We start from the raw sequence: 12,412 nt of genomic DNA on the forward strand, positions 1-12,412 counted from the left end.
TCTGACCGCAGCCGCCGCGGCGGCCAAACCGCGGGCACCAGGCCGTTCAGCGCCGCGCGCAGCATTGCGCGAACAGCGCCGGCGCCAGGCTCAGCGCCTGCTGACGCTGCGCCTCGTTCAAGCCGTCGAGCAGTTCGTCGGCACCGAGCGCCTGTTCCGGCGGCGGGAACGGCCGCTCCGGCGCCTGCCGCGCGGCCAGTTGCCAGGCCGCGGCGTACGGCGGATCGGCCACCGCCAGCCAGGGCGCGCGCAGCAGTTGCGCCAAGGCGTCGATCGACGTGCGGTCGCCGTGCAGCGCGCGGTCTTCCAGTTGCGTCACCACGTCCTCGGCATCGCGCTCATCGGCGGCCGACAGCGGAGCGCGTTGCCCTTCCGCGTCGACGCTGCCGGCGCGCGCGACCAACTGCGCCACGCGCTGCGCCAGCAACTGGCGTTGCGCATCGGCATCGCCGCGCGCGGCCGCACTGCGCAGCATCGCCTCGATCTGCGCGGCACCGAGTCCGACAACGCCGCGACAGGCCGCGAGACGTTGCCGTTCGGCCGTCCGGCGTGCCGCGGCGTCCTCGGCGTCTGCGCCCGGCAGCACCGCCGGGCGGGACGGCGGCGCTTGCGCGCGTTGCCGGCAATCCAGCGCCAACAGCGCGGTGGCGGTCAGACGCTGCGCCTCGCTGGTGCCGGCCGCCAGCGCCGCATCGGGCGGCGTGGTCGCGGACACCGCCAACGGCGACGGTGCTGCCGAGCGCGGTAGCGCCGGTGCCTGCACCTTGCTCGCGGCAACGGCGGGTGCGGCCGTCGGCGGCATCAGCTTCGCCGCGAGCGCGACCATTCCCACGACCACAACGCCGGCGAACCAACACAGCGGGCGCCGCATCGCCGCCATGCTCAGCGCGCCGCGGCGGTGTAGGCGTCGCGGTCGAACGCCATCGGCTGCGCCTGGCGCAGGCGCTGCATGGCGTCGGCCGCCGCCTGCTCGCGCAGTTGCAGGTCGATCTGCCCGCGCACCGCGTCGAAGCGCGCCGCGGTCTTCGCATCGAGCCGGATCAGGTGGTAGCCGTCGGGGCCGCGCACTGGCGCGGAGACCTGCTCCACCGCGAGCTGGCGGATCGGCGCGTCGAAGGCGTCGGCCAGGTAGCGGCCGAAGGTCGGCGACAACTGCCCACCCTCGCCGGCGGTGGCGGTGTCGTCGGACTCGCGCATCGCCAGCGTGGCGAAATCGGCGCCGCCGTCGAGCTGGCGCTTGAGCGCTTCGGCGCGCTGCAGAGCCTGCGCCTCGGTCAGGGTGTGCCCGCTGCGCGGCCCGCCCTGCGGATGCAGCGCGACGAACAGATGGCGCAGGTGGTATTCGGTGTAGTCGTCCGGATGCGCGGCGAACTGCCGGCGCAGCATCGCCTCGTCGATGTGCGCGTCGGCGCTGAGCCGTGCCTGCGCGGCCTCGGCCAGGATCGCGTCGGTAGCACGGCGCAGGCGCGCGGCCACCACCGGGTCGTCCTGCAGGTGCTGCTGCCGGGCCTGGTCGAGCAGGATGGCGCGGTCGGCGAAACGGCGCACCACCGAGTCATCGTCGATGCCGGCAGCGCCGCGCGTGGCGTCGCCGGCCAGGGCGCGGTACTCGCTGGCGGTGAACTGCTGCGCACCGACGCGCAGCACCACCGGGTCGGCGGTGGCGGGCTCGGCGGCCGGCGCAGCCAGGGCGGCGAACGCGGCCAGCGCGCAGGTGGCCAAGGTGATGGACCTGGCCACGGCGGATTTGGCGAAAGACAGGGACATGCGCTTCTCCAGGAGAGGGCGGCCCACGGCGCCGGAGCGCCGCGGCCGCGACACGGCGGCCGACCGCGGGGTCGGCCGCCAGGACGTGCAAGGACTCAGTCGTGCTTGCCGCGTGCCTTCAGGTACGCGATCGCCGCCTTCGGATCGTCGGTGGTGATCAGGCTGAACGCCTCCTGGTTGACGATGAAGTTGAGATCGCCACGGTTGTCGGCGGTGTCGCGGCCGCCGGAGTAGGAGAAGTACAGGTCCGACAGCTGATAGCAGCAGGCGCCGCTGTTCTGGTAGAACTTCCCGGCCAGCGGGCTGTCCGGAATCGCCTGGAACACGCCCACGCGCACGCCGCGCTCGCGCACGCGGTCGGCCTGGCCCTGCAGCAGGCCACCGAGCTGCTTGACGTTGATCTCCATCGCCTCCTTGGTATCGCTCCAGGCCGATATGGCGTTGTCGACATTGATCTTGGTCAGCATGTTGGTGGTGAACACCGGAATGCCGACCATGCTGGTGGTGTCGGCGCGGAACGCCGAGCGGCTCGGGTACAGGGTGGCATTGACCTTGGCCGCGACGAAGTTGGACGCACCCACCGAGAACGCGGCATCGGCCGCGCGCGAAACCGCACGCACCGAGGCGGCGTCCTTGATGTCGAACACGATGGGCGTCTTCAGGCCATGCGCCTTGAAGTAGGAGAACAGGTCATCCACGCGCGGCACGTGGTAGCCGGTGGTGGTGCGGCGATCGGGGGTCAGCAGGAACAGGCCGCTCACCACCGACCACGGGGTCACGGTGATCGACGGGTTGTAGCCCTGGTTGCTCATCGGGTCGTACTTGGTTTCGCCGGCACGGCTGGTCCACACGTTGGTGGTGCGACCGAGGTTCCAGTCGTGCAGCACCACCGGCACGCCGTCGCTGGTCATCTTGATGTCCAGCTCCACGCCGTCCATGCACTGGTCGTTGGCCAGCTGCAGCGAACCGCGCGAGTTTTCCGGCATGTCGGGGAAGTTGCCGTACTTGCCCCACAGACCGCGGTGGGCCAGCACGACGGTGTCGCCGCTGCTGTCGCCGAACAGGATGTTGCTCATCTTGGTACCGACGGTGTCGTTGCAGTTGGCCATGGCCAGCTGCGGCACGACGGCCAGGACCGTCAGGGCGGCGAGCACGCGACAGGCGCGCGCCAGGGGCGAGGGAACGAATGCGATCTTCATTGGGCTGCGTCCGGTTCTGAAGGAAAGGGGGAGACACGGGGGACGAGCGCCGGTCAGGTCGACGCATGGCGGCATCTCGTGTGTTGCGCTCCGCACGGACGTCTCGCGCAGGAGCCTGAGCCGCCGTGATCGGCGACGGCGTCGGGCGAGAACCTAATAACTTACTGTGAATTATTTATTTCCGGGGTGCGACCCCGCGTTGGACTGTGGACTGCGCCGCGATTTGGGGCAGGCGGGTCGCATTGCTTCCCGGTGACGGGGCTGCGGACGCGGCCCAGGCGTGGATCGCGCGTGCGGGGCGATCGCGGCCGGGCGTGGCGCCACATCGGAGGCTTCGCCGGTCGCGGCCGAGGCAGGCCTTGTAGGAACGGCTTCAGCCGCGGGGCTTTACCGGTAATGCCTCGTCGCGCCTACACGCAGGCGCCCTATCGCCACGCCATGCACACGCGCTCTGGACGTCGGCTGCTCCCCCGCTCACCGCACCAGGAACGAGAGCATGCGCGCGATCCGCGCGTACGGCGGCTTCAGCAAATCGCTGCCGGCGCGGCGCGACTGCCACAGGATCGGCAGCGCCTTGCTGAAGGCGTCGAAGCCGGCGCGGCCGTGGTAGGCGCCCATGCCGCTGGGGCCGATGCCGCCGAACGGCAGCGCGTTGGCGGCGAAATGCAGCAGGCTGTCGTTGACGGTGACCCCGCCGGCGATGGTGGCGTGCAGGATCGTCTCGATCCGCGCGCGGTCATGGCTGAAGGGATACAGCGCCAGCGGCCGGTCGCGGCTGTTGATCTCGGCGATGGCCGCGTCCAGGGAGCGGTAGCTGCGCACCGGCAGGATCGGGCCGAAGATCTCCTCCTGCATCAGCAGCGCGTCGTCGCCCGGCTGCAGCACCAGCGTGGGCACGATCAGCCGTTCGCGCTCGGCACGCTCGCGCGCCACCGTGGCCAGTTCGATGACCTCCAGGCCGCGCGCGTGGGCATCGTCCAGGTAGCCGCGCAGGCGCCGGTACTGACCCTCGTTGACGATGCGGGTGTAGTCCTCGGCGCTGGCGAAATCGCCGTAGCGCGCCAGCACCTGCGCACGCAGCGCCTGCACCAGCGCCGCCTCGCGGCCGGCGTCGATCAGCACGTAGTCCGGGGCGATGCAGGTCTGCCCGGCGTTGAACCACTTGCCGGTGGCCAGGCGCGCGGCGGCCTGTTCCAGCGGGTAGTCGGCGCAGACGATGGCCGGCGACTTGCCGCCCAGTTCCAGGGTCAGCGGGGTCAGGTTGGGGGCGGCGGCGGCCATCACCTTGCGGCCGACCGCGGTGGAACCGGTGAACACCAGGTGATCCAGCGGCAGCGCGGCGAAGGCGGACGCCACCTCGGCACCGCCCAGCGCCACCGCCACCCGCTGCGGCGGGAACACCTCGGCCAGCAGCGACTGCAGGAACTGCGCGCTGCGCGGGGTGTGCTCGGAGGGTTTCAGGTAGACGTGGTTGCCGGCGGCGATGGCGGTGGCCAGCGGGATCAGCGCCAGGTTGACCGGGTAGTTCCACGGCGCGATCACCCCGACCACGCCGACCGGCACCGGCCGCACTTCCGCACGCGCCGGCCACAGCCGCCAGCCGGCGCCGACCCGCTGCGGGCGCATCCAGCGCTTCAGATGGCGCAGCAGGTGATCGATCTCGCCGAGCACGGTCATGCCGTCGGCGATCAGCGATTCGTGGCGCGAGCGGTGGCCGAAATCGGCGGCGATGGCATCGGCCATCTCCGGCAACCGCCGCTTCAGCGCCGCGCGCAGCCGCAGCAGGTCCTCGCGACGCTGCGCCCGCTCCGGCTTGGCCGACTGCCAGGCCGCGCGCAGACGCTGCAGGGTGACTGGCAAGGCGGCCAGTGGCGTGTCGGTGGAAGCGGCGGCGGCGGCGAGGGTCGGCATGGGCGCACTATACGATGGCGGTCGCGGCTGCCGTGCGCCACGTCGGGGGTCGGCAGCATGCGACCGAGACCCCGGGTCTGACGGTGGCTCGCGTCGGGACTGAAGTCCCTCCCACAAGAGAGCAGCAGCGACCGGGCGAGATGATGCGGCATCCCGTCTCGGGACCGGCAACCCCCACCCTTCCGGGGTCGGGACTGAAGTCCCTCCCACGAGGGGCGCGCCGGCATCGCCGCGAACTGAAGTTTCCACCTGTGGGAGGGACTTCAGTCCCGACCCGATGGCACCAGGCACGCGAGCAGATGTGCTACAGCGCCGCCGGCTCTTCCAGCAACCATGCCTGCAACTGCGCCAGCGAGGCGACCTGGTGGTGCGGCACGATGCCCTCCGGCGCGGCGGCGCCGCGCGCATTGAACCAACAGGTGTGCAGGCCTGCGGCCAGGCCGCCGGCGATGTCCGCCTGCGGATTGTCGCCGACCATCAGCACCTGCGCCGGCGGTGGGTCGCCGAGTTGCGCCAGCGCGTGCGCGAAGATCCCCGGGTGCGGCTTGGCCACGCCCACCACCTCGGAAATGGCGATGACTTCGAAGCGGTCGTGCAGCCCGGTACGCTGCAGGCGCGCGTTCTGCAGCGCGCCGAAGCCGTTGGTGACCAGGCCCAGGCGCGCGCGCCCACGCAAGGCGTCGAGCAGATCCACCGCTCCGTCCAGCGGCGCACACAGCTCGGCCATCGCCGCCAGGAACGCCGTGTTCAAGGTCTCCGGCGCGGTCTGCAGGCGCTGCGCCCAGTCGGCGAAACGGCGCTGCTGCAATTGCAGCGCGGTGATCGCGCCGTTCTGGTACTGCACCCACAGCGGCCGGTTGCAGGCGGTGTATTCGGCGTAATCCGCCTCGCCGAACTGCACGCCGTAGCCGGCGAACATGCGCTGCAGGCCGGCGAAGGCATCGAAGTGGAACAACGTGTCGTCGGCGTCGAACAGGATCCAGCGGTAGCGCATGCGGCGAGATGATGCAGCGGCGGGCGGCCATGGTAGCGCCGCGACGGCCTCCCGCGCACGGACGGCGGCGCAGCGCTGCGCCGCCGTCCGCTGCCTTCATCCGCCCGTCCGCGCCAGGTCCTCGACCAGCAACTCGTAGGCATCGGCCGTGTTGCGCTTGAGGGTATAGGACAGCGCCCGGACCTGCCGCTCGCCGTAGGCATGGTCGTCGGTGCCCCGCACTGCCGTCCAGTGCGACGCCTCGTGCACCAGGGTTCCCGCCTGCTCCACCGCATCCAGGGTGAAGTACGCCGCGCACAGGTAGATCCGCTGCGGATTGTTCGGCCAGACGTATGCGATCGTGTTCTTGGCCTCGTGTTCGTCGAACTCGAACGCGGCCTTACGGTCCAGACGCTGCAGCGCCGCGACAATCTGTCGGTAGTCCCGACGGTAGCCGTCCAGATGCGCGGCCGTGCCGCGGCTGTCGAAGTGCTTGCCGACCAACCTGGCGAGCGCCTGGTCCGACAATCCGAGGACCTGGTTGCAGAGGGCCAAGACGTTTGTGAGCGCCTGATCGGCGACCTGGAATTCCTGCTGGTTCAATGCGCGTGTCATCGTCTTGCCTCGTCATCGGCCACATGGCCGTGACGCCAGCGTGCGGCGGCGTGCGCAAGCCAACACTCGGTCGGCACCCTAGATCGGCAGATGCAGAAGCTGATGCGATCAGCGCCCGGGCCAACGCAGGACGCCGGCACGAGGCCGGCGTCCTGGTCGATGGCAGCCGTGTCGATGGCTCAGTGCCCCGACCCGCGCGAGGCGCCCAGCCCGGTCTCGGCGCGGATCTGCTGCGCCTTGAACGCGGCGCGTTCCTTGCCGGCCTGCGCGCTGCGGTCCAGCACCGAGAACAGCCAGATGCCGACGAAGCCGATGGTGACCGAGAACAGCGCCGGCGAGGTGTACGGGAACGGCGCCGAACCGGTCGGGTTGCCCAGCGTGTCCACCCACACCGACGGCGACAGCACCGTCAGCACCAGCGAGGAGATCAGGCCCAGGAAACCGCCGATCACCGCACCGCGGGTGGTGCAGTTCTTCCACAGCAACGACAGGATCAGCACCGGGAAGTTGGCCGAGGCGGCGATGGCGAAGGCCAGCGACACCATGAAGGCCACGTTCTGCTTCTCGAACACGATGCCCAGCAGCACCGCGATCACGCCCAGCGCGATGGTGGTGACGCGCGACACCTTCAGCTCCGAGCCCGGGGCGGGATTGCCCTTCTTGATCACCGTGGCGTACAGGTCGTGGGACACCGCCGAGGCGCCGGACAGGGTCAGGCCGGCGACCACCGCCAGGATGGTGGCGAAGGCCACCGCGGAGATGAAGCCCATGAACACGTTGCCGCCCACCGCGTTGCCGACCAGCACCGCCGCCATGTTGGCCGCGCCCTTGCCGCCGTGGATGGTGCCGGTGGCGACGTCGGCGAACTGCGGGTTGGTCAACACCAGGGCGATGGCGCCGAAGCCGATGATGAAGATCAGGATGTAGAAGTAGCCGATCCAGGTGGTGGCCCACAGCACCGACTTGCGCGCCTGCTTGGCGTCGGGGACGGTGAAGAAGCGCATCAGGATGTGCGGCAGACCGGCGGTGCCGAACATCAGCGCCATGCCGAAGGAGATCGCCGAGATCGGATCCTTGACGAAGCCGCCCGGGCCCATGATCGACAGGCCGGCAGTGGCCGCCTCTTCCGGCGAGGCGCCGCCGTTGGCCGCCACCGCGGTCTTCACCCGCACGCCCTCGGCGAACAGCGCCTCGAAGCTGAAGTTGAAGTGCCACATGATCGCCACGGCCATGAAGGTCACGCCGGTCAGCAGCAACACCGCCTTGATGATCTGCACCCAGGTGGTGGCGGTCATGCCGCCGAACAGCACGTAGACCATCATCAGCACGCCGACCAGGCTCACCGCCACCCAGTAGTCCAGGCCGAACAGCAGCTTGATCAGCGCGCCGGCGCCGACCATCTGCGCGATCAGGTAGAACAGCACCACCACCAGCGTGCCGGAGGCGGCGAAGCTGCGGATCGCGGTCGGCGCGAAGCGGTAGCCGGCCACGTCGGCGAAGGTGTACTTGCCGAGGTTGCGCAGGCGCTCGGCCATCAGGAAGGTCAGGATCGGCCAGCCGACCAGGAAGCCGATGGCGTAGATCAGGCCGTCGTAGCCGTTGGTCATCACCGCCGCGGTGATGCCCAGGAACGAGGCCGCCGACATGTAGTCGCCGGCGATCGCCAGGCCGTTCTGGAAGCCGGTGATGCCGCCGCCAGCGGTGTAGAAGTCCGACGCCGAGCGGGTCTTCTTCGCCGCCCACTTGGTGATCCACAGCGTGCCGGCGACGAAGAAGGCGAACATGCCGATCGCCACCCAGTTGGTCGGCTGCTTGTCGGTCTGGCCGACATCGCCGCCGGCGGCCAGGGCCGCGCCGGCCGGCAGCAGCGCGGCCAGCAGCAGCAGAAGGAAGCGCAGGTGCTTGCTCATTGGCGGGCGTCCTCGAGGATGTCGGCGGTCAGCTGGTCGTACATGGTGTTGGCGCGACGCACGTAGATCGCGGTGATGGCGATGGTGAAGACCATCACCCCGATCGCGATCGGGATGCCGATGGTGGTGACGCCGCTGCCCATCGGCTGGGCCAGGAACGCCTTGTCGAAGGCGATCAGGCCGATGAAGCCGAAGTAGGCCAGCAACATCAGGATGGTCAGCGTCCAGCCCAGCGCGTTGCGCTGGCGCTTGAGCGCGTGGTACTTCGGATTGGCGTCGATCTTGGCGATCAGCGCGTCGTTGGAGAGGCTCATGTGATGGCTCCGGTAAGTGGCCGCGGCGCGGATCAGAAGCTGTACTTGGTGGTGAACTGCAGGCGGGTGATGTCGCCCGTGGCGCCGCTTTCGATTTCGCGCTTGCCGTACATCAGCTCGGCGCCGATATCGACCTTGGGCAACGGCGAGTAGAAGACGTTGCCGCGGATGCTCTGCACGCTCTTGGTCACGGCCAGGCCGGTACGCGCGGTGTCGTTGTCGTAGTCGCTGCGCGCGTAGATCAGGTTGGTGCGCAGCTTGGGCGAGAACGCGTGGCGCCAGCCGACATAGCCGGCGACCACCCCGACCGTGTCCAGGTCGCGGTCGGCGGCGTCGTACACCGCATTCTGGGCGATGCCCAGGCCGATGTAGCGGCCGATGCCTTCGCCGCCGGTGAGCTGGTAGAACAGGCTGTCGCTGTCGCTGGCCACCCACTTGCCGCCCAGGGTCAGGCCGCCGGAGGCCTTGCTGGCGTCGGCGCCGGTGGCGCGGTTGTCGACCTTCTGCTGGCCGACCACGCCGGCGACGCCGAAGCTGCCCCAGTCGCCCTTCCAGCCGTAGCGCACGGTCAGGTCCGGCAGCGCGCCGCGGTCGGAACTGGCGGTGCTGACCACGCCGGCCACGCTGCGCGTGTACAGCGTGGTTTCCGGATTCTCCAGGGCGATGCTGAAGCCGCCGTTGGTGTAGCGCAGCTGCGCCTGGCGCACGAACACCACGCCGTCGGTGGGGCCGATGAAGTCGGCCGCTTCCGGCAGCGCCGCCGGGTCCATGAAGTTGGACCAGGTCTGGCCGGCCAGCCAATGGTTCCAGTACATGTAGGCATGGCGCAGGGTGGCGCCGTAGGTATTGGTGGCGGTCTGGGTGCCCAGTGAATTGCCGAAGAAATCCAGTTCCACCAGCGCGCCGGCCTTGTTGCCGCCTTCGGTGACGCTGTCCACGCCGAAGTTGATCCGCGAGAACTTGGCATGCGCGTTGTAGTCGGTGCCGGACTTGGCCCCGCCCACCGGGGTCTGCCCGGGCAGGTACAGCGCGCGGCCGGTGGCGTCGTCGGCGAGCTGGCCGTCGCCGGTGCGGGTGGCCAGGAAATCGGCCTTGATGAAGCCGCCGACCTTGAAGGTGGTGCCGGGCGTGGCCCCCGGGGTGATGGTGGTGACCTGGATCGGCGCCTTGCCGGCCGGCGGTGCCGGGGGGGGCGGCGGCGGCGCGGCCTGGGTCGAGCGGACCGCGGCGACCTCGGTCTGGGTCTGCGCGATCTGTCCCTGCTGCTGTTGCTGCGCCGACAGCAGTTGCTGCACCTGCCGTTCCAGCTCGGCCACGCGGGTCTCCAGCGCCTGTTCGCGCGCCGAGGGTTTGTCTTGGGCGAAGGCCGCGCCGGGCGCGACCAGGGCCACCAACAGCGCCGCCGCCAACGGGCGACGTGCCAAGGATGCGATGCGGTTGCTCATTACTCCCTCCCGAATAATGGATGGCCACACGCATGCGCACGGCCGTAGCCCAGCGTGCGCGACCGCACCGGCCGCGCCTATTGGCCATTAGTCGAACGTCGGCTGAGTTACGACCATCGTCTAAGACCCGGCGCGTGTGCGCTTGACGCCGGATGCGGCACACTGCGCGTTGACGCGCCGCCGCATGCGGCGCCCCGTTCAATGCAGAGGGAACCATGGCCGATCTCTATCCCGTCGATCCGCAGTTCGCCGCCCGTGCGCGGGTCGACAAGACCCAGTACCAGACCCAGTACAAGGAATCGGTGGAACAGCCGGAGGCGTTCTGGGGCAAGGTGGCCGAGCGCCTGGACTGGTTCAAGAAGCCGACCCGGATCAAGGACGTCAGCTTCGCCCTGGACGATTTCCGTATCCGCTGGTTCGACGACGGCGAACTCAACGCCGGCGTCAACTGCCTGGACCGGCAACTGGCCACCCGCGGCGACAAGACCGCGCTGCTGTTCGAGCCGGACAGCCCGGATGCGCCGTCCTACCGCGTCACCTATCGCGAGCTGTACGAGCGCGTGTGCCGGCTCGGCAACGCGCTGCGCGCGCTGGGCGTGCGCAAGGGCGACCGCGTCACCATCTACCTGCCGATGATCCCCGACGCGGCGGTGGCGATGCTGGCCTGCGCGCGCATCGGCGCGATCCACTCGGTGGTGTTCGGCGGCTTTGCGCCCAACTCGATCGCCGACCGGGTGATCGACTGCGGCAGCAAGCTGATCATCACCGCCGACGAAGGCCTGCGCGGCGGCAAGAAGATCCCGCTCAAGGCGAACGTGGACGCGGCGCTGAAGCTGCCCGGCACCACCAGCGTGGAAACCGTGCTGGTGGTACGCCACACCGGCGGCGCGGTGGACATGCAGGCCCCGCGCGACCGCTGGTTCCACGACGTGGTCGACACCCAGCCGGCCGAGTGCGAACCCGAGCGCATGAACGCCGAGGACCCGCTGTTCATCCTCTACACCTCCGGCTCCACCGGCAAGCCCAAGGGCGTGCTGCACACCACCGCCGGCTACCTGCTGTACGCCGCCTACACCCACGAGACCGTATTCGACCTGCGCGAGGACGACATCTACTGGTGCACCGCCGACGTGGGCTGGGTCACCGGCCACAGCTACATCGTCTACGGGCCGCTGGCCAACGGCGCCACCGCGCTGATGTTCGAAGGCGTGCCCAATTACCCGAGCGTGTCGCGCTTCTGGGAAGTCATCGACAAGCACCAGGTGACGATCTTCTACACCGCCCCGACCGCGATCCGCGCGCTGATGCGCGAGGGCGAGGCGCCGGTGAAGAAGACCGCGCGCACGAGCCTGCGCCTGCTCGGCAGCGTCGGCGAGCCGATCAATCCCGAAGCCTGGCGCTGGTACTACGACGTGGTCGGCGATGGCCGCTGCCCGATCGTGGACACCTGGTGGCAGACCGAGACCGGCGGCATCCTGATCACCCCGCTGGCCGGTGCCATCGACCTCAAGCCCGGCTCGGCGACACTGCCGTTCTTCGGCGTGCAGCCGGCGCTGGTCAGCGCCGACGGCGAGATCCTGGAAGGCGCCACCGAGGGCAACCTGGTGCTGCGCGATTCCTGGCCGGGGCAGATGCGCACCGTCTATGGCGACCACCAGCGCTTCATCGACACCTATTTCCGCACCTACCCGGGCAGCTACTTCACCGGCGACGGCTGCCGCCGCGATGCCGACGGCTACTACTGGATCACCGGCCGCGTCGACGACGTCATCAACGTCTCCGGCCACCGCATCGGCACCGCCGAAGTGGAGAGCGCGCTGGTTTCCCACCCCAAGGTCGCCGAAGCGGCGGTGGTCGGCTTCCCGCACGACATCAAGGGCCAGGGCATCTACGCCTACGTGACCCTGGTTGCCGAGGAGCAACCGAGCGAGGCCCTGCACAAGGAACTGGTGGCCTGGGTACGCAAGGAGATCGGCCCGATCGCCGCTCCGGACCACCTGCAGTGGGCGCCGGGCCTGCCCAAGACCCGCTCGGGCAAGATCATGCGCCGCATCCTGCGCAAGATCGCCGAGAACGCCCCCGACCAGCTCGGCGACACCTCGACCCTGGCCGATCCGTCGGTGGTGGATTCGTTGGTGAACGAACGACTCACGCGCTGACGCGCGTCGGGAATGGGGAATCGAGAATGGGGAATGGGAAAAGCCGTTCCCCGTCGCTTCGCCATCTTGGGCACCCGACGTTCCGCTTTTGCCGTTCCCATTCCCCACTCCCGATTCCC

At 69.7% G+C, this 12,412-nt stretch carries 10 protein-coding genes; 1 reads left to right on the top strand and 9 read right to left on the bottom strand.

Features of this window, described 5'->3' with window-relative positions; translation table 11 throughout:
• Positions 1 to 46: 46 nt before the first annotated feature.
• The 9 genes from CEK66_RS11050 to CEK66_RS11090 form a co-directional block, all read right to left on the bottom strand.
• Complete coding sequence (locus CEK66_RS11050; RefSeq protein ID WP_152236945.1) at positions 47 to 802, bottom strand: hypothetical protein; 756 nt, start codon at positions 800 to 802, stop codon at positions 47 to 49.
• Positions 803 to 882: 80 nt separating this feature from the next.
• A complete protein-coding gene (locus CEK66_RS11055; protein WP_152236946.1) occupies positions 883 to 1,767 on the bottom strand; it encodes a peptidylprolyl isomerase in 885 nt (294 codons plus the stop codon).
• A 95-nt stretch (positions 1,768 to 1,862) separates the two neighbouring features.
• Positions 1,863 to 2,966, bottom strand: a complete 1,104-nt coding sequence (locus tag CEK66_RS11060; protein WP_017915595.1) for a glycerophosphodiester phosphodiesterase family protein — start codon at positions 2,964 to 2,966, stop codon at positions 1,863 to 1,865.
• 474 nt (positions 2,967 to 3,440) lie between these two features.
• The gene (locus tag CEK66_RS11065; RefSeq protein ID WP_152236947.1) at positions 3,441 to 4,877 is read right to left on the bottom strand and encodes a coniferyl aldehyde dehydrogenase; all 1,437 of its coding nucleotides are present in this window, start codon (positions 4,875 to 4,877) and stop codon (positions 3,441 to 3,443) included.
• Positions 4,878 to 5,181: 304 nt separating this feature from the next.
• Positions 5,182 to 5,871, bottom strand: coding sequence for a pyrimidine 5'-nucleotidase (gene yjjG, locus CEK66_RS11070; RefSeq protein ID WP_152236948.1), 690 nt, complete (start codon positions 5,869 to 5,871; stop codon positions 5,182 to 5,184).
• A gap of 96 nt (positions 5,872 to 5,967) precedes the next feature.
• Entirely contained in the window at positions 5,968 to 6,465 is a 498-nt protein-coding gene (locus tag CEK66_RS11075) for a M35 family metallo-endopeptidase (protein ID WP_152236949.1), read from the bottom strand.
• Between the two features lie 179 nt (positions 6,466 to 6,644).
• Positions 6,645 to 8,375 carry a cation acetate symporter gene (locus tag CEK66_RS11080; RefSeq protein ID WP_017915353.1) on the bottom strand — a complete coding sequence of 577 codons (1,731 nt, stop codon included), beginning with the start codon at positions 8,373 to 8,375 and terminating at the stop codon, positions 6,645 to 6,647.
• Positions 8,372 to 8,689 (bottom strand): DUF485 domain-containing protein, encoded by a 318-nt coding sequence (locus CEK66_RS11085; RefSeq protein ID WP_152236950.1) that lies wholly within the window; start codon positions 8,687 to 8,689, stop codon positions 8,372 to 8,374. The genes CEK66_RS11080 and CEK66_RS11085 overlap by 4 nt, the downstream gene beginning before the upstream one ends.
• Positions 8,690 to 8,721: 32 nt before the next feature.
• Positions 8,722 to 10,134, bottom strand: coding sequence for a DcaP family trimeric outer membrane transporter (locus CEK66_RS11090; protein ID WP_152236951.1), 1,413 nt, complete (start codon positions 10,132 to 10,134; stop codon positions 8,722 to 8,724).
• A 215-nt stretch (positions 10,135 to 10,349) separates the two neighbouring features.
• On the opposite strand from CEK66_RS11090, the gene acs reads away from it, so the two are divergent.
• On the top strand, positions 10,350 to 12,293 hold the full coding sequence (acs, locus tag CEK66_RS11095) for an acetate--CoA ligase (protein WP_152236952.1): 1,944 nt from the start codon (positions 10,350 to 10,352) through the stop codon (positions 12,291 to 12,293).
• The last annotated feature ends 119 nt before the right edge of the window (positions 12,294 to 12,412 follow it).

Origin of the sequence: Xanthomonas sp. LMG 12460, assembly GCF_009192895.1 — a bacterium.
Classification (GTDB): domain Bacteria; phylum Pseudomonadota; class Gammaproteobacteria; order Xanthomonadales; family Xanthomonadaceae; genus Xanthomonas_A; species Xanthomonas_A sontii.